This is a genomic window from Sphaerisporangium viridialbum (assembly GCF_049674955.1).
Classification (GTDB): domain Bacteria; phylum Actinomycetota; class Actinomycetes; order Streptosporangiales; family Streptosporangiaceae; genus Sphaerisporangium; species Sphaerisporangium viridialbum.
Window position 1 is genome coordinate 5,644,398 of record NZ_CP187232.1, and the last position, 16,927, is coordinate 5,661,324.

At 67.8% G+C, this 16,927-nt stretch carries 33 protein-coding genes; 3 read left to right on the top strand and 30 right to left on the bottom strand.

All coding sequences use genetic code 11. The features are described 5' to 3' along the window. Window positions 1–90 precede the first annotated feature (90 nt). The 26 genes from ACOZ38_RS25390 to ACOZ38_RS25515 all read right to left on the bottom strand — a co-directional run bounded on the left by ACOZ38_RS25390 (window position 91) and on the right by ACOZ38_RS25515 (window position 12,307). Complete coding sequence (locus tag ACOZ38_RS25390; RefSeq protein WP_424533673.1) at window positions 91–1,245, bottom strand: hypothetical protein; 1,155 nt, start codon at window positions 1,243–1,245, stop codon at window positions 91–93. After that, a complete protein-coding gene (locus ACOZ38_RS25395) occupies window positions 1,242–1,634 on the bottom strand; it encodes a hypothetical protein (RefSeq protein ID WP_424533674.1) in 393 nt (130 codons plus the stop codon). The genes ACOZ38_RS25390 and ACOZ38_RS25395 overlap by 4 nt, the downstream gene beginning before the upstream one ends. Continuing rightward, window positions 1,631–2,038: a hypothetical protein gene (locus tag ACOZ38_RS25400; RefSeq protein WP_424533675.1), complete on the bottom strand. Its 408-nt coding sequence runs from the start codon at window positions 2,036–2,038 to the stop codon at window positions 1,631–1,633. The genes ACOZ38_RS25395 and ACOZ38_RS25400 overlap by 4 nt, the downstream gene beginning before the upstream one ends. Beyond that, a complete protein-coding gene (locus tag ACOZ38_RS25405; protein WP_424533676.1) occupies window positions 2,035–2,310 on the bottom strand; it encodes a hypothetical protein in 276 nt (91 codons plus the stop codon). Before ACOZ38_RS25405 ends, ACOZ38_RS25400 begins: the two co-directional genes overlap by 4 nt. After that, window positions 2,310–2,750 (bottom strand): hypothetical protein, encoded by a 441-nt coding sequence (locus ACOZ38_RS25410; protein WP_424533677.1) that lies wholly within the window; start codon window positions 2,748–2,750, stop codon window positions 2,310–2,312. The genes ACOZ38_RS25405 and ACOZ38_RS25410 overlap by 1 nt, the downstream gene beginning before the upstream one ends. Then, a complete protein-coding gene (locus ACOZ38_RS25415; RefSeq protein ID WP_424533678.1) occupies window positions 2,750–3,058 on the bottom strand; it encodes a hypothetical protein in 309 nt (102 codons plus the stop codon). Before ACOZ38_RS25415 ends, ACOZ38_RS25410 begins: the two co-directional genes overlap by 1 nt. Beyond that, a complete protein-coding gene (locus ACOZ38_RS25420; protein ID WP_424533679.1) occupies window positions 3,055–3,225 on the bottom strand; it encodes a hypothetical protein in 171 nt (56 codons plus the stop codon). Before ACOZ38_RS25420 ends, ACOZ38_RS25415 begins: the two co-directional genes overlap by 4 nt. Next, window positions 3,218–3,607 (bottom strand): hypothetical protein, encoded by a 390-nt coding sequence (locus tag ACOZ38_RS25425; RefSeq protein ID WP_424533680.1) that lies wholly within the window; start codon window positions 3,605–3,607, stop codon window positions 3,218–3,220. The genes ACOZ38_RS25420 and ACOZ38_RS25425 overlap by 8 nt, the downstream gene beginning before the upstream one ends. After that, entirely contained in the window at window positions 3,594–3,872 is a 279-nt protein-coding gene (locus tag ACOZ38_RS25430; protein ID WP_424533681.1) for a hypothetical protein, read from the bottom strand. The genes ACOZ38_RS25425 and ACOZ38_RS25430 overlap by 14 nt, the downstream gene beginning before the upstream one ends. After that, on the bottom strand, window positions 3,869–4,165 hold the full coding sequence (locus ACOZ38_RS25435; protein WP_424533682.1) for a WhiB family transcriptional regulator: 297 nt from the start codon (window positions 4,163–4,165) through the stop codon (window positions 3,869–3,871). Before ACOZ38_RS25435 ends, ACOZ38_RS25430 begins: the two co-directional genes overlap by 4 nt. 1 nt (window position 4,166) lies before the next feature. Beyond that, the gene (locus ACOZ38_RS25440; RefSeq protein ID WP_424533683.1) at window positions 4,167–4,478 is read right to left on the bottom strand and encodes a hypothetical protein; all 312 of its coding nucleotides are present in this window, start codon (window positions 4,476–4,478) and stop codon (window positions 4,167–4,169) included. Next, window positions 4,471–4,641 carry a hypothetical protein gene (locus tag ACOZ38_RS25445; protein WP_424533684.1) on the bottom strand — a complete coding sequence of 57 codons (171 nt, stop codon included), beginning with the start codon at window positions 4,639–4,641 and terminating at the stop codon, window positions 4,471–4,473. The genes ACOZ38_RS25440 and ACOZ38_RS25445 overlap by 8 nt, the downstream gene beginning before the upstream one ends. Beyond that, the gene (locus ACOZ38_RS25450; protein ID WP_424533685.1) at window positions 4,638–5,579 is read right to left on the bottom strand and encodes a hypothetical protein; all 942 of its coding nucleotides are present in this window, start codon (window positions 5,577–5,579) and stop codon (window positions 4,638–4,640) included. Before ACOZ38_RS25450 ends, ACOZ38_RS25445 begins: the two co-directional genes overlap by 4 nt. Window positions 5,580–5,688: 109 nt before the next feature. Continuing rightward, the gene (locus ACOZ38_RS25455; RefSeq protein ID WP_424533686.1) at window positions 5,689–6,045 is read right to left on the bottom strand and encodes an HNH endonuclease; all 357 of its coding nucleotides are present in this window, start codon (window positions 6,043–6,045) and stop codon (window positions 5,689–5,691) included. Between the two features lie 154 nt (window positions 6,046–6,199). Next, window positions 6,200–6,748: a crossover junction endodeoxyribonuclease RuvC gene (locus ACOZ38_RS25460; protein ID WP_424533687.1), complete on the bottom strand. Its 549-nt coding sequence runs from the start codon at window positions 6,746–6,748 to the stop codon at window positions 6,200–6,202. Then, entirely contained in the window at window positions 6,745–6,975 is a 231-nt protein-coding gene (locus ACOZ38_RS25465) for a hypothetical protein (RefSeq protein ID WP_424533688.1), read from the bottom strand. Before ACOZ38_RS25465 ends, ACOZ38_RS25460 begins: the two co-directional genes overlap by 4 nt. Window positions 6,976–6,992: 17 nt before the next feature. Next, window positions 6,993–7,352 (bottom strand): hypothetical protein, encoded by a 360-nt coding sequence (locus tag ACOZ38_RS25470; protein ID WP_424533689.1) that lies wholly within the window; start codon window positions 7,350–7,352, stop codon window positions 6,993–6,995. Next, window positions 7,349–7,990 carry a hypothetical protein gene (locus ACOZ38_RS25475; RefSeq protein WP_424533690.1) on the bottom strand — a complete coding sequence of 214 codons (642 nt, stop codon included), beginning with the start codon at window positions 7,988–7,990 and terminating at the stop codon, window positions 7,349–7,351. Before ACOZ38_RS25475 ends, ACOZ38_RS25470 begins: the two co-directional genes overlap by 4 nt. Next, a complete protein-coding gene (locus ACOZ38_RS25480) occupies window positions 7,990–8,232 on the bottom strand; it encodes a hypothetical protein (RefSeq protein WP_424533691.1) in 243 nt (80 codons plus the stop codon). The genes ACOZ38_RS25475 and ACOZ38_RS25480 overlap by 1 nt, the downstream gene beginning before the upstream one ends. Before the next feature lie 40 nt (window positions 8,233–8,272). Then, window positions 8,273–8,527 carry a hypothetical protein gene (locus tag ACOZ38_RS25485; protein ID WP_424533692.1) on the bottom strand — a complete coding sequence of 85 codons (255 nt, stop codon included), beginning with the start codon at window positions 8,525–8,527 and terminating at the stop codon, window positions 8,273–8,275. Between the two features lie 63 nt (window positions 8,528–8,590). Beyond that, a complete protein-coding gene (locus ACOZ38_RS25490; RefSeq protein ID WP_424533693.1) occupies window positions 8,591–9,028 on the bottom strand; it encodes a hypothetical protein in 438 nt (145 codons plus the stop codon). After that, window positions 9,025–10,617: a hypothetical protein gene (locus ACOZ38_RS25495; protein ID WP_424533694.1), complete on the bottom strand. Its 1,593-nt coding sequence runs from the start codon at window positions 10,615–10,617 to the stop codon at window positions 9,025–9,027. The genes ACOZ38_RS25490 and ACOZ38_RS25495 overlap by 4 nt, the downstream gene beginning before the upstream one ends. After that, complete coding sequence (locus ACOZ38_RS25500; protein WP_424533695.1) at window positions 10,617–11,576, bottom strand: hypothetical protein; 960 nt, start codon at window positions 11,574–11,576, stop codon at window positions 10,617–10,619. The genes ACOZ38_RS25495 and ACOZ38_RS25500 overlap by 1 nt, the downstream gene beginning before the upstream one ends. Continuing rightward, window positions 11,573–11,782, bottom strand: coding sequence for a hypothetical protein (locus tag ACOZ38_RS25505; RefSeq protein WP_424533696.1), 210 nt, complete (start codon window positions 11,780–11,782; stop codon window positions 11,573–11,575). The genes ACOZ38_RS25500 and ACOZ38_RS25505 overlap by 4 nt, the downstream gene beginning before the upstream one ends. Further along, entirely contained in the window at window positions 11,779–11,988 is a 210-nt protein-coding gene (locus ACOZ38_RS25510) for a hypothetical protein (protein WP_424533697.1), read from the bottom strand. Before ACOZ38_RS25510 ends, ACOZ38_RS25505 begins: the two co-directional genes overlap by 4 nt. A gap of 19 nt (window positions 11,989–12,007) precedes the next feature. Beyond that, window positions 12,008–12,307, bottom strand: coding sequence for a hypothetical protein (locus ACOZ38_RS25515; protein ID WP_424533698.1), 300 nt, complete (start codon window positions 12,305–12,307; stop codon window positions 12,008–12,010). 279 nt (window positions 12,308–12,586) lie between these two features. Here ACOZ38_RS25515 and ACOZ38_RS25520 point away from each other — a divergent pair, with 279 nt between their 5' ends. Next, complete coding sequence (locus tag ACOZ38_RS25520) at window positions 12,587–13,123, top strand: hypothetical protein (protein ID WP_424533699.1); 537 nt, start codon at window positions 12,587–12,589, stop codon at window positions 13,121–13,123. 4 nt (window positions 13,124–13,127) lie between these two features. On the opposite strand, the gene ACOZ38_RS25525 is transcribed toward ACOZ38_RS25520, so the two are convergent. From ACOZ38_RS25525 to ACOZ38_RS25535, 3 genes are read right to left on the bottom strand one after another with little or no spacing between them, the layout of a single operon-like run. Further along, window positions 13,128–14,087, bottom strand: coding sequence for a helix-turn-helix transcriptional regulator (locus ACOZ38_RS25525; protein ID WP_424533700.1), 960 nt, complete (start codon window positions 14,085–14,087; stop codon window positions 13,128–13,130). Between the two features lie 26 nt (window positions 14,088–14,113). Then, window positions 14,114–14,422: a hypothetical protein gene (locus ACOZ38_RS25530; RefSeq protein WP_424533701.1), complete on the bottom strand. Its 309-nt coding sequence runs from the start codon at window positions 14,420–14,422 to the stop codon at window positions 14,114–14,116. Between the two features lie 42 nt (window positions 14,423–14,464). Next, window positions 14,465–14,737, bottom strand: a complete 273-nt coding sequence (locus ACOZ38_RS25535) for a hypothetical protein (protein WP_424533702.1) — start codon at window positions 14,735–14,737, stop codon at window positions 14,465–14,467. Window positions 14,738–15,064: 327 nt separating this feature from the next. Between ACOZ38_RS25535 and ACOZ38_RS25540 the strand changes: the two genes are divergently transcribed. Beyond that, window positions 15,065–15,307, top strand: a complete 243-nt coding sequence (locus tag ACOZ38_RS25540; protein WP_424533703.1) for a hypothetical protein — start codon at window positions 15,065–15,067, stop codon at window positions 15,305–15,307. A 61-nt stretch (window positions 15,308–15,368) separates the two neighbouring features. On the opposite strand, the gene ACOZ38_RS25545 is transcribed toward ACOZ38_RS25540, so the two are convergent. After that, window positions 15,369–15,863, bottom strand: a complete 495-nt coding sequence (locus ACOZ38_RS25545) for a GntR family transcriptional regulator (RefSeq protein ID WP_424533704.1) — start codon at window positions 15,861–15,863, stop codon at window positions 15,369–15,371. Window positions 15,864–16,228: 365 nt separating this feature from the next. Between ACOZ38_RS25545 and ACOZ38_RS25550 the strand changes: the two genes are divergently transcribed. After that, on the top strand, window positions 16,229–16,873 hold the full coding sequence (locus ACOZ38_RS25550; RefSeq protein WP_424533705.1) for a hypothetical protein: 645 nt from the start codon (window positions 16,229–16,231) through the stop codon (window positions 16,871–16,873). The last annotated feature ends 54 nt before the right edge of the window (window positions 16,874–16,927 follow it).

The window sequence follows — 16,927 nt, forward strand, 5'->3', positions numbered from 1 at the left end:
CGTGCTCGTGGATGCAGCCGATCCGGTACGTGCGCGTAGGTGCGACGGTGCAGAAGGGGGCGCGGGGTGAGTCCCCGACGGAGCACCCTGTCACCGTGCACCGCCGAGCTGCCCGAACAGCTTGTTGATGGCGGTGAGCTCGGCCACGGCCTGGTCGCGTTCCGCGCGCAGCTCGTCCAGCTCCTCCCACGCGTCGTCACGCTGCTTCCGCATCTTCTCCCGGTCGGCCTTCACCTCGGACAGCTCCATCCGGGCGGCGGCCGCGGCCTGCTCGGCCTGCGTGATCCGGACCTCGATCGCGCGCAGCGTCGCCAGCGCCCCTCCACCGGTCTCCACGGCCGGGGTCGCCGCCGGCGCGGCAGGCTTCGGCGCGGCCTGCTTGGGCGAGGTCGGCTTCGGCTTGGGCTTCGGAGCGGGTTCCGCTCCCTCTATGGGCTGGCCGTCGTCGACACGGGTCACCGTGAGTCCCCCGTCGTTCCACGTCTTCGCGACCCACCACACCGGGGGCTTCAGCTTGGGCCGGTGGCAACGGGTGTGCTCGGTCCGGTTGAGGTACTGCCGGACGTCCTGCACGTGCAGCGCATCCCAGTCCGGGCACGCTTCCCGGATGACGTCGATCAGCGCGCCGGTCCACATCACACCAGGGGTGCCGCCGTTGCTGAGTGGCTTGTCTCCCTGCACGGCGGCCAGTTCCCGCAGGATCTCCCACAGCGCTTTGGAGTCTCCGGCGATGTCGCGGGCCGGACGTACGATGCGCGCGGTCTCGCCGAGCTTGGGCACTGAGTGGTCTCCTTCTGCGGTGGGCTGTGCGGGGGTCAGGTAGTCGATGACTTCTGCTTCGCGGGCGTGCAGCATGTCGGCGTAGCTCTTGGCGTCGACGGGGCCCGGCGTGTGGAGGATGCCTCCGGACACGTACGGGCGCAGTCCATGGGCTCGGGCGGCGGCGACGAGGTTCTCGACGTTCCACCAGGTGTCGCGGTCACGGGGCATGAGTTCGTCCTGAGTGGCGGTGGCGGTGGCGGTGGTGTTGGTGGCGGCGACCATCGGGCTGGCTGTGGCGGCCAGGCCCCGGACGGCTGTGCGGTAGTTGCGGATGCCCCGGCCGATGGCGCGCAGCGGGACGTCGATGTCCCTGCCGTTCGCAGGGTTGGTGACCTTCCACGAGTCGCCGTCCTTGGCGACGTTGAGCTTCAGCCGCTCGGCTTCGGTGTCGAGCATCTTCTTGATGTCGGTGGCGCGGCTCATCGCTGCTCCATCTGCGACAGCTCCACGCAGGGCGGGCACAGGCCGAACAGGATGGCGAACGGGCCGACCGTGACGGTGTTCGAGGAGATCAGCCCTTCGCGGGTGCCGCACCTGTCGCACGTGTCGGGTGCCCGGTGGACCCGGTTGAAGCAGTCGGAGCACACCACGACACCGGGCCTGCTCAGCTCACCGAACGCCGGGCGGGGGTTGTCCAGGTGGACGCACGCCCTGCCCGATTCGCCGTAGACGGCCGTCATGAATTCGGTGATCGTCTGGTCCACCCACCCGCGCGGGTTCTGGTATTTCGGGGCGCCGGGGGTGACGTCGAGGTGCTGGTGCACCTCGGCGGCGGCTGCCTGGATCTGGTCGAGGATGGGGTTGGCGGTCATGCTGGTCTCCTCCATACGGGCATTCCGAGGTGCTGGGCGAACGCGGCGGTCCCGGCCGCGCCGCGTGACTGCGGGTGCAGGTGGGCGATGACGCCGTGGCGGCCGCCGCGGGCGAGCACCAGGCCGACCATGAGTCCGTTGCGGTACGGGCCGGCAGCGCGTCGCAGCTGCGGGATGCGCCACGGCGCGGGGTGTGTTTCGACGATCACGCCGGGGGCCTGCTGCCCCCATTCGTAGGCGTGCCGGTCGCCCCCGCCCGGCTCGTTCTTCTCGGGGTCGTAGCCGACGACCAGGCGCAGCGGGCCGACCCGCTCGCGCAGCATGGTCAGGTCCTCGCGCACCCGGTCACGGCTGGTGCCCCGGAACCCGGTGTACAGCAGGTTGAACCAGTCGGGTTCGGTCATACGGTCCCCCCGGTGTGGACACAGGTGGCGGTGGTTTCGCCGTGGATGGCCAGGTGGTCGGCGCACGGCCAGGTCTGGCAGGTGGTGTTCGTGCACTCCTGGACCGGCCGCACGGCGCACATCGCGCAGGACATGACGACCCAGTAGTTGACGTGCTCCTTGCAGGGCACCCACTTGTCGACCGTCGTCGGCTGGTGCCGAGCGTCGACCCTGGTGAGCGCGGCCCGGTTGTCGGCGCCGTGGTGCGGGCAGGTCAGCTCGGTGCAGCCCATCAGGCGTTCCTCAGCGTGGGCACGGTGATGTTGTTGATGATCATCAGGGTGACGGGCTTGATGTCGGTCTTCTCCCAGACCGCGTAGCCCTCGTCGTTCCGGACGGTCTCGCCGTTCTCGTCCTTTACGATGCGCCGGTCGCTGCGGTAAAAGTCGCGGGAGCCACGCCCGGTCGGCTGGACCTTGACGCGGGTCACGCGGTTGCGCCCCGATGCGGCCTGGTGCGCCGGGTTCTCCGGGTCGAAGCGCTCCCACCTGATCTTGTCGTCGCAGCCCCACACGACGTCGTAGATGTCGACGACCACGGCCTCCGCCATCTCGCAGGACCGCCCGGACATGCGCGGGTAGAAGATCGTCGTGCCGACCGTGTACGGGTTGCCCCGCCAGTCGGTGATGGTGCGGGGTTCGGTCTCCGGGGTGGAGTCTTCCGAGGTGTGCATCAGTGGTTGTTCCTTCCGAGGGTGGTCCAGTCGGTGTTGGCGGCCTCGTCGACGAACACGTGCGTGATCCGTGCGCCCTGGTGTCGCGCTGCGTGGGCCTGCCGTACGGCGTCCTTGGCGTCCCGCACCGCCTGCTCATACAGCTCCCAGTCGGCCGAGCGCCGCCGGTAGGTGAGGTTGACGCGGGACTTGATGTCGGACGGGACGAGACGCCAGTCGCGGGGGCACATCAGGTGGTCGATCGGGATCATGGCCTTGCAGATGGGGCGCATCGCGCAGCCGTGGTAGATCGGATCCCCGCGCTTCACTCGGCGTCCTTTCCGGCGTTGCTGCGGCGCGCAAGCATGCGGGCCTTGATCTGCTTGTCGGTCGGTGGCGTCCACTTGTGCCAGCCGGCGGCGTGCTCGAACCTCTGGCAGTGGCCTTGCTTGTCGGCTCCGCACCAGCGGCAACCGCCCGGCGCCGGGCTACTCATGGCCGAACCTCGCCATGCGGCGCTCGCGACGCGACAGGTTCAGGCGCAGGCCGAAGGTGATGTACCTGCCGGTGCCGCGCTGATGCGGGATCCACTCGGCGGTGACGTAGCCGCCGCGTTCCACCGGCAGCGTCCGCAGCGTCTCGATCAGGTCGTACAGGTACATCGGGTAGAACTTGTTGGCCTCGTCGAGCCACGTCACGTACGCGGCGCTGCGGCCACGGACGAACTCGGCGAGACGTAGTCGCGCGGTGAACGGCTTAGCGATCCGCCACACCACTTCGCCTTCGGGCACCCAGGCGGTGCGGAGCAGGTTGCCGTACTCGTCCCACGGGATGGGGACTGCGACCTCCTCGCTGGCGGTCATGTCAATCGCTGCCATCAGCGGTGTCTCCGTCCTCGGGGCGGCGCGGCAGTGCCTGACGGGCGAGGGCTGCGCCGCGCGCGTAGGTGTCGGGCTTCGGTCCGGGGCCCGGCGGCGGGGGCGGCTCCTTGTATGTCCAGCCGCGCAGTTGGAGCGCTCTGATGAACTCGAACGCGAAGTCAGTGGTCGACGGCCGGTCGTCGGGTTCCTGGTGGTCGCGGTCGTAGACGCGGTGAGCGAGCGCCCTGATGGCGTCTTCGACGTGCTTGGGGGTGGTGCTCACGAGGTTCTCCTTTCGTCTCGGGTGCGGCGCAGCAACTTCCTGCGGAAGTTGGCGCGGTCGTCTTCGTTCATCCCGGCGGCGAACCCGTACTGGGCGGCGCCGAAGTCCAGGTGCCAGTCCAGGCACTCGGAGCGGACGGGGCAGTTCGCGCACACCTGGCCGGCTTCCTCCTCGCGCCGCTCCTTCTGGTGTTGCGTCTCTTTGTCCGCGAACTCACCGGGGCCGAAGAACAGGGACAAGGGCTTGCCCTTGCAGGCGGCCCGGTTGTGCCACTGGACGTTGGAGGTGGCCACGTCAGCGGCGCTTCGCGAGGAGGCCGAACGCGACCGCCGCCGCGCCGTACCGCTCCACCGTGCGGATTGACACGCCCATCGCGGTGGCGATGTCCTGCGGCGTGGTCCCCTTGTTGGCGAGCTGGACGTACTGGCCGACCTTGGCCCGGCTGCGGGCCGTGGATGGCAACCACGCAGGCTCTTGTTCCGAGGGAGGCAGGAGCACGTACCCGGCGTGTTCGAGCGCACCGAGGATCGCTTCAGCGGTCGGCTTGCCCGCTCGGAGGACTTCGGTGATGACTTCGGTGATGACCTCGGTCGCCTTGTCAGGCATCTTCGCCCACCTCCTTCCCTTGATAGCGGTTCCGCTTTCGGCGTGCGGTCACAGCCGGGGCCTCCTGTTCCGGGGGCGGTTCGTCGGGCAGCATCTGCTGGTGGCCGACGATCTGGCCGTCGACCTCGACCGGCTCACCGGGCGGCACCCGTCGCCTGCTCATGCCGACTCCGCGAGAGGCGTCGACTCCACGACAGCCAACGTGGCGGCCTTGCGCCGGAGGAGAGCTCGTTCGAGCGCGTCGGGCTTCACCTCAAGCCGTTCGGCGACAAGGTCCATGTTCACCCCGTCGTCATGCCGGACGAGCCGGTCAGTGGCGATGACGAACTCGGCGTCCTCGATGAGCGCCGCCCCGTTGCGTGTCGTCCGGAGCCCTTCCAGGGAGCCCCGATCCTTCAGCGTCCGCAGATGCGCCTTGCACAGCAGCCGTTCGTCGTGGGAGCCGCGGCCGCAATCGGGGTGCGCGCAGCGGACCACCTCCCAAGGCCTCACCCGCGGGTCGTCGATGGCGTCTGCCCACGCGGCGAGCGGGAACCAGCCTTTGCCTGCGGACCTGGTGAGGACTCCCTTGACGTGCCGTTCTGGCAGGTAGTCCAGCGGGTCCAGGTCGGACAGCTCGTCGGTGACATCGCGGATCCGCCGGGCCAGATCCACGGTCACCTTGTCGCTGCTCCCACCGCGCAGCACCTTCAGCGGGTACGGCGTCCCGGCGCCGCGACTGACGAACTCGCTGAGCGGCCATCCCTTGAGTGCGATCCCTCGCAGTCGGCGGGTCGCCCCGATGGGGTTGATCCTCTTGGTGCCGGGGAGGTCGTCCACGGTGACGGTAAGGATGATGTCGGCCACGTCCGCCGTGATGTGAGCCGGTGGCGGCAGCTGCCGGTACGGTGCGCCTTCGACGAGGTGCCGGATGGTGTTCGGGTTCACCTGGGCGGCCAACGCGATGGCCTCGTGGCTCACCTGCCAGACCGTCATCATCTCTTCTACATGAGCGCGGGCCGCAGTGGCATCGACGAGCCCGCGCCACGTTCCGAGGCGGATCCGCCTCTTGCGTTCCGCCGTGTACCGCCGCTTGGCGACGACGGCCGCTGACACCCTCACCACGACACCTCCGGCCAGCCCTTCACCTTGGCCAGCACCGCGCGCTGCGCCTTCGGCAGATCAACGACCGGATGTCCGAGCCAGTCCCAGCCCATCGCGTACATCCACCTCATTGCGACTCCTCTCCCATGCGCGACGCCCAGGTCTTGCCACGGCTGATCAAAGACACGTGGCTCTTGTGAATGCCAACCGCCCGTGCGATCAGCTCCTGCGGGACATCGGCCGATGCCAGTTCACGGATGGCGTCCACCTGATCTGCGGTCAGCTTCGCGCTGCCGTGCTCTTCGCCCTGGAGGGAAACCTGACGACCCTTCTGGTCCCGATCGGCGTTGTTATCCGCGATGGTGCCGAGAAACAGGTGCGCCGGGTTGCAGCACGGCGGGTTGTCGCATCGGTGGCAGACCTTCATCCCCTCTGGGATCGGACCGTTGGCGAGTTCCCAGGCGACCCGGTGGACGAGACGCATCGTGCCTCGGTCCCAGATCTGACGGTGGCCTGACCTCGTCGAGGCACCGCCGCTGTAGGGCCAGCACGCTTCCGGGGCCGACGTGTCGAGACGAGCAGCGAGGCGCTTACTCACTGGCGTTGACGAGCGGAGCCCCTTTCCTCGCCCACTCTTTTCAGCCACCGGAGCCTCCATCGGGAAGCTTGATCTTGCCGAGTACGGACCTGTTCTTCTCGGGCAGCGGGAATTCGGGGTGTCCCAGCAGATCGAGTCCAAGCCAGCGCATCCAAGCCGCGTCGCACTCGTCCTCGGTGGCGAACATCAGGCCGGCCCGCGACAGCGCCGCGGTGGCCATCTGGCTCTTGGTCGCGCCACCGTGGCCGGTCGCGTAAATCTTGACGTGGGTCAGGTTCACCAGGGCGACCTGGGCGCCTGCGCGCCAGCAGTTCAACCGGACCGCACCGCCGCACTCGGCCAGCCGGTGCACCGGGTTCCCTCGGATGCCGGCGGCGTAGTCCTCGATGACGGCGAGGGTCGGACGGTGGACCGCGATCAGCTCGTCCGACCGCCGGTCCACCAGGTCGAGGCGCTCCATGTCGTCGGCGAAGGTCCGCTTCCGGCCGCTCACCTTCTTCGCCTTGATGACCGTGGTCGTGCCGTCCGGCAGAGCCACACCGGACTGCTCAGCGGCCAGGTCCCAGCCCATCACACGGGGCAGTGTCACGCCTTCTCCTCCTTCGATGTGTTGAGCTTGTGCAGGTCGTGGTCGACCCAGAAGTCACCCCACTTGCCCTTGTCGGTGACTACCTGGTCGACCGGGCGCCGGGCTCGGACGTCACGACCGGCCCGCTTCCGGCGCACGTCAGCGCAGTGCCAGCGCCACGCGTACACGAGGATCCCAACGGTGATCAGCGCGCTGACCGCGCCGATCACCGTCAGGACGTCCCTCATCAGGGCGACGATGCTGCTCACGCAGCGCCGTCCGCCTGACGCTGGTCGAGCTTGGCCCGCAGCTGGGTCTTCTCTCTGGTGACCGCGAGCAGGTTCTGCTCGGCGTCGACGGCCCGCGAGTACAGCGCCGCGTTGTCCGCCTGCAGGTTGTTGACCAGCTTCTCGGCGGCCGCGTAGTGGGTCCGCAGCGTGGTCATCTCTTCGCTGGTGTCCCTGCGGGCGACCTCGATGCCGACGACGACACCGAGCGCGCACCCGACGAGGAGACACAGCAGACCGACGATGAGCACCCACACGCCACCGAGGATCGCGAGCCCGATCAGGCCCGCGATGCCGACGCCAGCGGCGATGCCCTTCTGGTACGGCTGGAGCTTCACGACTTGCTCGCGTTCACAGCGACCATCAGGCCACAACACGCGGGGCACTGGCCGTGTTCGGAGCAGGCGCACCCTCGGCCGGTGATCGCCACGCTGGCGCGTAGCGTGGCGATCTCCTCCTTGAGCCGCCGCACCTCGAGGTGCAGTTCCTCGGCTTCGGTCAGCGGCGGCCGGCCCTCGTTGGTCACCCAGCCGAACTCCGAAGGTCTCGGGTCAGTGAGCCGCGTCCCGGTGACCAGGTACAGCCGCAGGTCGTCGAGGATGTCGTCGGCGACGTTCCAGTTATCGCCGCGCGGTTCCCACTCGTCGCGCTTCCTCTTGATGAACGTCTCGACGTCCTCCGGCGGCAGCCGACGCGCGGCCTCCGACAGGGCATCGACCACGGACTGCGCGCCGCCCTGCAGCTGCGAACCGAGGAGTTGCACCGCGCGGTTGAGCCGGTCCACTTCGAGCAGCAGACGGCCCCGGTCCTGCGCGATCTGGCTGGGCGATCCGGTGGTCTGGGCGTAGTAGCCCATCATGTTCTCGTGCCGGTCGCGGATCGCCGCTAGCTCCGGCTCGGTGGGTGGCGCTGGCGCGGGTGTGAGGGGGTGACCCATGGTCAGCCTTCCTGTGTTGGTGTGGGGGTCGAGGGTCATCAGGCGTCGTCGCTCGCGCGGGCGTGGAGGACTTCCTTGCCGTTGTCGCTGTGGGCCGCGAGCTCGAACGCGGCGGCGTAACCGGGGAAGCCGGCCGCGAGCCGTGCCCGGTTGGTGGCGTCGGCCTCGGCGAACGCGGCGAGGAGCTGCTTGACGAAGGGACTGCCGGGGTAGCCGCCGACGCAGCCGAAATGGGATAGGACGTGGGCGGCGATCTCCGGGGTGATGTGCGGGATGGTCATTTGCTCTCCCGAGGTGGCGTTGGAGCGGTGATGCGGAAGGTCAGGTGGTGGCGGTCTCGCGGGCGCGGTCCTCGGCGTCGAGCTTCTGCAGCGCGGCCACGATGTCGCCGCGCCACGCGATGTTCGACCTGGCGATGGCGTCGGCGACGGACAGCGCCTGCATCAGGGCCTGCCGGTCGGTGAGCGTCGCCGGGTACCGGCGGTTGCCGATCGACAGGACCGCCTCGTCCCTGCTCAGGCGGTTCTCCACGGTGGCGGGGGTCACTTCGTCGTACTCGACGGTGATGGTCTTCATCGGGGGTTACTCCTGGTGGTGAGGTGCCTGGCGCTCGCGTCGGCGAGCGCCAGGCGGTGAGGGTCAGATCAGGTCGTCGGTGGTGAGCGGCGCGAACGGGTCGTCGGGGAGCGGGTCGTCGCCGTACCAGGCGAGGGCCAGCGCGGCGGCGATGCTGTGCCAGGCCTCGGCCAGCTTTCGGCTGGCGGTCAACGGCGCGGTGGTCTTGAGGCCGTGGTGGGCGAGGTCCGCCATGTTGCGGTGCACCTCGGCGATGCGGTGCAGCCGCGCCTCGGCCTTCACCAGCTGCGCGCTCACGTACTGCTGCTCGTCGGCCAGGGTCGGCTCGAACGGCACGTACTCGGCGAGCAACTGGAAGGACTTGCAGGTCAGGCACTCACTGCGCCCGCACATGGCCGCGTGGGACGCGAGCGCCGAGAACGTCTTGGCCCGCTGCTCGCGGTCCCGCCTGGCTCGCGTGACGATGTCGGCGTGAACCGCTTCGTGCTGCTCCGGGGTCACTTGGCACCGTCCGGGGTGACCTCGCTGTTGGAAAGCTTCTGCAGGAACGCGGCGAAGTTGGTGTTGCTCGCCTCGCCGATCTTCACCTTCATCGCCGTCTCGAACGCGTCGGTCAGGGTGTCGTTGGTGCCGCCCATGTCGGCCCACACGGTGACGATGCGGAACCGCAGGTCGTCGCGGCGGGCGGCGGCCTGCACGGTCAGCAGCTTGAGCGCGTCGGCGGCCTGGGCGGTGCTGAGCTGCTTGGTGGACTCCACCTCCACGCCGATGTGCTGGGCGATCCACGCGAACCTGGCGTCGTCGTTGGCCTTCGTGGAGCCCTTGCCGGTGTTGATCGTCACCCCGGCTTCGCTGAACCACGGGGCCAGGTCGCGGAGCTGCTTTTCGGTGGCGGGCGGCACCGTGGGCTCGGACGCGGGGTCGTCCTCCACCACGTCGGCGTCTACGATGTCGTCCTCGTCCGGCCCGGCCGCTGGTGCGGGCGGCGCCGGGGGCGGGGGCGACGGCTGGATCGTCTTGTCGATGAACGCGTTGAGCTGGTCGGGCGTGGCGTTCTTCATGGTCGTACCGGTCGCCTCGTTGAACGCGGCGTGCAGGTCGGTGATCGTGCCTGTCCAAGCGGCCATGATCTGCTGGCGCAGCCGGTCGCCCTCGGGGTCACTCACGGGAGGCTGCGCCGCCGGCGGGGGCGGTGGCGGCAGGGAGTCGAAGTCGGGTTCGTCGTCGCGCTGCGAGGCCGCCTTCGCTGCGCCGATGGCGTTGAGCTCGGCGCGCAGCTCGTCGGTGAGGTGCCCGGCGTCGCGCGCGGCCCGCCAGATCGCCTTGACCTGCTCGGGGCTGCGCGCCCCGCGGGCCTGCGCGAGGTAGTCGGGCGTCTGCGCCTTGTCCCCCGCGGTGATCGCAACGGTGCTGCGACCGGTGATGGCGGGACGCTCGTCGCCCTCCAACGCCAGGTGCTCGGCGATGCTGGTGCCCTCGACGGTGAGCCGAGGCACCACGTACTCGACGGGCTTGCCCTTGTACATGCGCTTGCGGGTGACCAGGTAGAGGATGCCGTCCACGTACCGCCCGGCCATGGCCAGGAACTCAGCAGCGGTCGGCAGCTCCTCAGCGGCATTCCATCCCTTGCTGTCCAACCGCCAGGTGCCGAGGCTCGGCACCGCGTGCAGGTGAATCGCCAGCCGGGTGTGCGGCTTGCAGGGGCGCTCGCGCGGCTCGGTGTCGGGGCCGCACAGGCACGTCCCGACCTTCGGGAGCATCGTCCGCAGGCCGTCGCAGCGGCGCACGCAGCTCGGGCCGTCCCACAGCTCCATGTTCTGCGTGTACGGGTTCGGCGGCAGGACGACCCGGACGCGCTTGGCGTTGGTGATGACCTCGAACTCGGGGCCGTCCGGCGACGTCCACGGCTTGACCTCGCCGCCGTACAGCTCGGCCGCGCCCTCGATCATCGCCCGCGACGGGGAGGTGAAGCGGAACGTCGACAGCTTCTTCGGGTACGTCGCGCCTTTGCTGTTGCTGGTCTTGATGCCGATGCGGATACGGCCGTCCTGCCAGTGGCGGCGCTGGAGCACTGAGGGGTCGATGGGCATTAGGCGGCGTCCTTCCTTGTAGTGGTGGGGGGCTGGATGGGCTTGCAGCCGCGCAGCTCCAGCTGGTGGATGTAGCGGGCGAGCGGGAGCAGCCCGCAGAACGCGTCGAAAGCGGCGGCGTCGGCGGGGATCGGGACGAACCCGTAGTCGTTGGTACGGAGGTTGAGGATCGCCGTGCCCACGAACTGCGGGACGGGGAACTCGTGGCTGTCGTCGTGGCCTTCGGCGTCGCCGTACCGGCACTCGGGGGGGCAGACCAGTGCGACCTCTGCGTTGCGGAGCGCCGCCAGCTGCATCACGTGGTCGTCGTAGATGGCGCTCGCCGGTTTCGTCAGGCTGGTCTTGATGTCGATGAGCCACAGCCCGTCCGGTGTCGGCAGCGGGTCCGGGGCGACCGAGCGGGGCTTGAACTTCGGGATCAGCGGCGAGGTGGGGGCGGGGAACCGCAGGTTGGCCCAGATGTCGCTGGTGCCGCCGTAGCCGATCGTCCGGTTCAGCACCGTGCATTCGGCGGCGACGATGTCACGCTTGATGTCTACGCCGAATTCGACGATCCATTTCCGATAGGACTCCACGAACGGCTCGGCCTCGTCGTCGGGGACGGCGAGCGCACCGAGGTTGATCGCTTCGGCCTGGTGGTGGACGCGGGAACCGAGTTCGGCCTTGTTCTCCCACGCCTGCCGGTACTGGGCCTTGGCCACCTTGACGAACTTTTCGAGGTCGTCGGGGTCGGCGGCCGCGCGGATCGCGTCCGGAAGGTTGTCCATCAGCCACTCAGCGGTGAGCTTCGCCGCGGCGGGCGCGAGCGCGTCGATGGCGTGCTGTTCCAGCGTGTTCGTCACCGAGATCAGCAGGTCCCCGGTGGCCGGGTCGCTGTAGTACCGGCCGTTGTCGGTGTGGACCGCGTGCTGCGGGTCGTACTGGTCGTCGCGGTCGTCGCTCGTGACCAGGGCCGTCACCAGCTGGCTCCGTCGTAGTCGGCCGTCTCGTCGCGGTAGGCCAGCTCCTCGCCCTTGGCGAGCGTGGGTCCGCCGCGCCAGGCCGGCGGCTTGGGGCGTGGCGGGAACGGTGTGTACGGGTGCCGGTTGTCGTCCTCGGTCTTGATGAAGACGAGGTATTCGTCCAGCTCGGGGTCGGTCGGTGCTGTGATCGTCGGTGGGGTCACCGGATGTCCTCTCCGTTTTCAGCGGCCATGGCCAGACGGCCGGCGTGGGCGATGAGCCGGTCGGCTTCGTCGTGGTCTCCGTCGAGCGCGTCGACCAGGAGGCGGCGAAGCCCTGGCCCGTCCGGGCAGAGCTGCTGCCGGTATGCGTGTGTGGCGATGAGGTGGAGCAGCTTGGTGTCGCTGCTCGGGACCGTGGCGGTGGTCATGGCGTCGATAGCGGTTTAGCTATCGACGGTCGTAACGGGCGTGGAGCCGGATGGTCTTCTGGTCGTCGCCGGTCTTGACGGTGCGCATGGTGGCCGTGAACTTGCCCTTGTCGTCGGCGACGAAGTTGCGGCGGCCGTACTTCACGACGGCGAACACGCGGGCGATCTCCCTACGGCCTTCGGCGTCGGCGGGGCGTTCCTTGACGACGGCCCATTTGCCGGGGTTGTCGCGTAGCAGGGTGGCGATGTCGTCGAGGTCGTTGTCGTTGTACTGGGTGAGCGGCGGGGGGTCTTCCCAGCGAACTATGCCGTTGGACATGGTGCTCCCGTCCAGGGTGTGAGGGTTTGTTGGTGCCGGGCGCGTACCGGGCGACTGGGTCGCTGTGGTCGTTCATGCGCGTACCGACATAACCGACATTACCAATTCAGGACGCACTTAACAACATCCGACGCGTCAGACGCGTCACATACTCCAAGGACATTACGGAGCGTAATGACGCAACATGGTTACTGATACACAACCGGACGCGCTTGTTGATACCGTTTGCGCCACGCACCCGATTGACGCGATCAACGCCGCGAGAGGAACTGACGCGCCATGGCCACCAAACCCGTACCGCCGCCCATCGCCCAACTCATCACCGATCGCCGAGAGCGGCCAGGCGGACCACTGCGCCTACGTATCTCCGTCCGCTCAGCGGCAAAACGAGCTGAAGCCCTATCAGGAGAGGTCTTCTCCGAACCGCGATGGCGGCGCATCGAAAGCGGCGACAGGAAAGACGAAGACATCAGCGACCGCGACATCGTGTTCATGGCGGCCGCCATCAACGACCTCGCCAACGCCACCGTCATCAGCCCCGACGACATCCAGCAGGCCGGCCGCGCCAGCGCAGCCGAACTCTTCCGCGAGTGGATACGCGAACGGACCAAGGCTGAGCCTGCCCTGGCCAGCCTTGGTCCTGACCTCACACCCGAGGCGGTGCAGCAGACCTTGCACGGCATGCTCACCGAGATTCGCGAACTGCAAGGGCTGTCCGATGAGGAACGCGCCCAGATTGAGAAAGTCCTCCTGGCCCAGATCGACGTCACGCTCAAGTCCTACGGCGCGCAGCTGCGAATCCTGCGGCCGAGGTGACCCATCAGCTCAGCCAGTGACGCGCGGCATAAGCGCCGAGCTGGAACAACGTCTCGACTTGGGCGCGCTTCTTCAGCTCGTCCAGTCGGCGGTTCACCGTCCGCTTGTGGACCTTCGACGCCGTGGCGATTCGCTCGACGTGAGCGCCGCGCGCCAACATCTCCAGGATCAGCATCTCGTCGGCATCCAAATCGCCGCCGTCACTGAAGCGGCCAGGGTCCATCTGAAGAGGCACAGCACGTTCCCACTCGGCCTCGAACGCCGCGAGGAGAAAGTCCAGCAGGGTCCCCGGATGCACGAGCAGCATCTGCCTGTTGTCGGGGTGACCCCGCGGGTACCTCGGTGTCATCGCTAACGCCCGGTCACCGATGAGCAGCTTATGGGGCAGCCGGTCGGCCACGCGTATCTCGCAGCCCCGCTCAACCGAGTGCTGGAGCCCGGCGACTGCCGCGTTGCTCTCGAACACCTTCCACTCGTAGATAATCCGGCACTTGGCCGGATGGTCGTCGTTGGTGTCGGCCGACATGGCCGGGCCCTTGGGGTCGCTCAGCGGCAGGAACGGATGGGTGATGAGCTGCATCAACTCCTGCTCGGCGGAAGTGTGGACCATCTCGTACCAGTGCTGGATGCTGCTCAGGGTCGCCAGCACGTTGACGGCGTCCCCTTCGGGGGGGTGATGGCTGGCGTCGTACAGCCGGTCCAGCTCCCCCACGTGCATCTGCGTTTCCCGCAGCTCCGCTTCCTGCCGCATGAGCACCCCGTGCAGGGCCACCGAGGGGCGGCGCGCCACAGGGGGATCACCGAGAACCAGCCCCAGCATCCGGAGCTCGTCCAGGCTTGCCTCGACGTCATCCCCGAACCGCTTCACCAGCTGCTCACGCCCAATCGGGCCCGAATTGAGTAGTAGGTATCGGTACAGACGCTCCTGTTCATCACTCAGGGCAGAGATCCGATTCGCGTTCAAATTTCCTCCCGCGTCCCCCGTGGCGATCACCTCAGCATCGCAAGATGCTGCTGATCCCCCGGAACGCAGGTCGCGAGTATCTGTGCGTGCCGCCGACCCAGCCTGTACAGGCGCCGGCGGGCGAGAACCCGCAGGCCCCATGCCGCGAGATGCAGCGTGACAGGGGTTGGGACCGCGAGCGTCCACAGCAGCAGGAACACTGCCCCATAGACGTTGATACCGTCGCCGTCGTCGATCAGGAACAAGAGCAGCCCTTCACCGGCTGTCGTCGCCCAACTGATGACGGCAATGCCGATCATGCTGAATAGCCAGGGACGGTTTTCGAGGCGGGTCATGGGCTCTCCGGGGGATGCTGAGGCGTTACGTGTGGCCGTGAACTACATGCCCCCTGCGTGGCTGTACTGGGCCGCGGTGTCGCTCGGGCTCGGCGCCGGGGTGATGGTGGCGAGAGGGTCGACCAGCGCCGGGGCCGTGGTCGAGGAAGACGTCGGGGTGGTGGGAACGTCCGGGGCCGGTGTCGACGTGGACACGCCCGCGCCGGCCTCGGAGGTGACGTCGGCCGCTGCGAGGCCGGCGGCCCCGAGAATCAGCACGCCCGCAGCCGTGATGATGGCGATGGACTTTCGCAGCCCAAGGATGTTGCGCTTCATGGTCACTCCTGTTGGAACGATACGAACGGATGGCGCACGCGCCTCTGACAATCCGCATGTCTGTCAGTCGGACGTGTCAGCACCCGCGTTGCGGTTGACCATAAAAGTAGCTTTTCGCCGGATTTGTCTACGGTTTCGAGCTGCATCTTGTTGACATGGCACTTATCTGACAGGAAATTTGTTCGGTTTCAGGGCGCGCGACCTGCCCGAGATCGTGGAACGGTAACGATCTAGCTTCATCACTGTTTCAGCCGCAACGTAGCGTTCTTACACTGCCATGGTGGGAAGTTGCAGGTGGGAACGGTCTAAACGAGAAGGGGCGAAACCATGCGACCAGCGATGGCGGCCGCGCTAGTCCTGGCCTTCGTGGTCAGCACAGCGACATTCGTCATGCTGCTAGTCCACGTGATCATGTCCGGTGTGCCAGACCCGGTGGATGTCGTCGCAATCGCGGCGGCCTGCCTCATCGCTGTCGGCGCGGCACTGGCGGTGCTCCGAAACCAGCCACCATCCCCGACGCTGGCCGCCGTTTACGAAAAGGGTCACAAGGACGGCCACGCCGACCGCTGACCCAACGCACAACAGAGCCGCCAGGGCATGTAGCTCCTGGCGGCTCCGCAGTCGTTCCGGCCTACTCGCTGTCGTCCCGCGCCGGCCACTGGTCGCGGCTGGTGACGAAAGTGCCGATCGCGGGGACCGTGTACGCCCACCCCTGTTCGCGCAGCAACTCCATCGCCCCGCGAACCGTCTTCTTGCTGAACCCGAGATCCTGCATCAGCTCCGTCTCTGACGGCAGCACCTGGTCGGGCTCGTACTTGCCGTTCAGGATCTGCTCGATCAGGCCCGTGGCGACCTGCTCGTACGGCCACGGGTCCCGGATCTTCGGGGCGTCTTCCGGGCCGACGTAGGACCCTTCGGCGTGGATGGTGTAGATGAGCCCTTCGTTGCGGAGCACCTGGAGGCCGTTGCGGACAGTGGCTCGAGCCGCGCCATGCTCCTTGCACATCTCACCTTCGGGCGGCAGCAGCTGGCCGGGCTTCAGCTTGCCGCTCTGGATGTCGGCCCTGATGCTCTCGGCGATCTGCTGGTACACGGGCACGGGGCCGCGGGGTCCGCGTCTGGTCATGCCCACAGAGTAATACATGTTGGGTACCTTCACATACCTTCCGGATACGGATTAGTCAGAGGGTCTACCGCCCGCTGGAAACACGAAGCCCCGGCACCATCGGCGCCGGGGCTTCGTCGTGTTTGTGCAGACACGTACGAGCGAGCGTACGCCTCGCTATCGACGTGGCGGACCAGAAGACGATCAAGATCGGTACTTGACCGACGGTCAGCCCATGCCATGCTAGGAACGTCTGCGTACGTTTAGGAGACCTCCAAATACAGGTCATGAACCGGTCGCGTATCCTTGCCGACAAAGCGACAAGAACGCGAAAACGCCGTAGCGTTGGAGCCACGCCACACGCCGCGCCACAGGAGCCCACCACCATGCCCCGACCAGCAGGAAAACCCCGCACCACGCCACCCGCACAGCCTTCCTTAATCGAGCCCGACGACAAGACATCGAAGCCGAAAGCGAAAGCGCAATCCACGCGCCCGGCTGCCTCCGAAGAGATCTTCGACAGCACCGGCAACCCGATCAACGACAAATACGTGGACCAAGCGGTCGCCGACGTTCACCGTGCGATCGACGAAGGCCGCGCACCCGTACCTACCTCGCGGCCCCGCAAAGCTCCGACGCGGACACGGAAACCGGTCTGGACAACCCGCAAGCCCACCATCGCGCACCTGTATGAGGACATCAACGACCGGCTCAACGACGCCCTCGAGTCGACCGGGTTCGGCCTGCAGGACCTCTTTGAGCTGGCCATCGACGCCTACTGCAACGACCTCAACCCGCCCATCCCGGAGCAGATGCCCGAGGACAGCGACCTCAAAGTTCCCCGTAACCCGAACGCCGACTTACCCGGCACCCCGAGCGAGCGCGTCACCGTGCCGCCGGCCGTCATCCGGCTGATGCCCAACACCCGGGCCCGGCTTGTCGCCGCGTGCAAGCAAGAACAGCTCGGCGGCAAGGACGTCATCAACGACGCCCTGCTGGCGTACCTGGATCGGCTGGACATGGGCAAGTAGCCGAGGCCGGTCGCGCGGCGGCGCGAGCCGTCCTCAGTACGGCTCGCGCCCGCG

Excerpts from the sequence above, each read along its gene's own strand:
- ACOZ38_RS25390 (WP_424533673.1), bottom strand. The coding sequence starts at position 1,245 with ATGAGCCGCGCCACCGACATCAAGAAGATGCTCGACACCGAAGCCGAG.
- ACOZ38_RS25395 (WP_424533674.1), bottom strand. The coding sequence starts at position 1,634 with ATGACCGCCAACCCCATCCTCGACCAGATCCAGGCAGCCGCCGCCGAG.
- ACOZ38_RS25400 (WP_424533675.1), bottom strand. The coding sequence starts at position 2,038 with ATGACCGAACCCGACTGGTTCAACCTGCTGTACACCGGGTTCCGGGGC.
- ACOZ38_RS25405 (WP_424533676.1), bottom strand. The coding sequence starts at position 2,310 with ATGGGCTGCACCGAGCTGACCTGCCCGCACCACGGCGCCGACAACCGG.
- ACOZ38_RS25410 (WP_424533677.1), bottom strand. The coding sequence starts at position 2,750 with ATGCACACCTCGGAAGACTCCACCCCGGAGACCGAACCCCGCACCATC.
- ACOZ38_RS25420 (WP_424533679.1), bottom strand. The coding sequence starts at position 3,225 with ATGAGTAGCCCGGCGCCGGGCGGTTGCCGCTGGTGCGGAGCCGACAAG.
- ACOZ38_RS25425 (WP_424533680.1), bottom strand. The coding sequence starts at position 3,607 with ATGGCAGCGATTGACATGACCGCCAGCGAGGAGGTCGCAGTCCCCATC.
- ACOZ38_RS25440 (WP_424533683.1), bottom strand. The coding sequence starts at position 4,478 with ATGCCTGACAAGGCGACCGAGGTCATCACCGAAGTCATCACCGAAGTC.
- ACOZ38_RS25445 (WP_424533684.1), bottom strand. The coding sequence starts at position 4,641 with ATGAGCAGGCGACGGGTGCCGCCCGGTGAGCCGGTCGAGGTCGACGGC.
- ACOZ38_RS25455 (WP_424533686.1), bottom strand. The coding sequence starts at position 6,045 with ATGCGTCTCGTCCACCGGGTCGCCTGGGAACTCGCCAACGGTCCGATC.
- ACOZ38_RS25465 (WP_424533688.1), bottom strand. The coding sequence starts at position 6,975 with ATGAGGGACGTCCTGACGGTGATCGGCGCGGTCAGCGCGCTGATCACC.
- ACOZ38_RS25475 (WP_424533690.1), bottom strand. The coding sequence starts at position 7,990 with ATGACCCTCGACCCCCACACCAACACAGGAAGGCTGACCATGGGTCAC.
- ACOZ38_RS25480 (WP_424533691.1), bottom strand. The coding sequence starts at position 8,232 with ATGACCATCCCGCACATCACCCCGGAGATCGCCGCCCACGTCCTATCC.
- ACOZ38_RS25485 (WP_424533692.1), bottom strand. The coding sequence starts at position 8,527 with ATGAAGACCATCACCGTCGAGTACGACGAAGTGACCCCCGCCACCGTG.
- ACOZ38_RS25495 (WP_424533694.1), bottom strand. The coding sequence starts at position 10,617 with ATGCCCATCGACCCCTCAGTGCTCCAGCGCCGCCACTGGCAGGACGGC.
- ACOZ38_RS25510 (WP_424533697.1), bottom strand. The coding sequence starts at position 11,988 with ATGACCACCGCCACGGTCCCGAGCAGCGACACCAAGCTGCTCCACCTC.
- ACOZ38_RS25515 (WP_424533698.1), bottom strand. The coding sequence starts at position 12,307 with ATGTCCAACGGCATAGTTCGCTGGGAAGACCCCCCGCCGCTCACCCAG.
- ACOZ38_RS25520 (WP_424533699.1), top strand. The coding sequence starts at position 12,587 with ATGGCCACCAAACCCGTACCGCCGCCCATCGCCCAACTCATCACCGAT.
- ACOZ38_RS25530 (WP_424533701.1), bottom strand. The coding sequence starts at position 14,422 with ATGACCCGCCTCGAAAACCGTCCCTGGCTATTCAGCATGATCGGCATT.
- ACOZ38_RS25535 (WP_424533702.1), bottom strand. The coding sequence starts at position 14,737 with ATGAAGCGCAACATCCTTGGGCTGCGAAAGTCCATCGCCATCATCACG.
- ACOZ38_RS25540 (WP_424533703.1), top strand. The coding sequence starts at position 15,065 with ATGCGACCAGCGATGGCGGCCGCGCTAGTCCTGGCCTTCGTGGTCAGC.
- ACOZ38_RS25545 (WP_424533704.1), bottom strand. The coding sequence starts at position 15,863 with ATGACCAGACGCGGACCCCGCGGCCCCGTGCCCGTGTACCAGCAGATC.
- ACOZ38_RS25550 (WP_424533705.1), top strand. The coding sequence starts at position 16,229 with ATGCCCCGACCAGCAGGAAAACCCCGCACCACGCCACCCGCACAGCCT.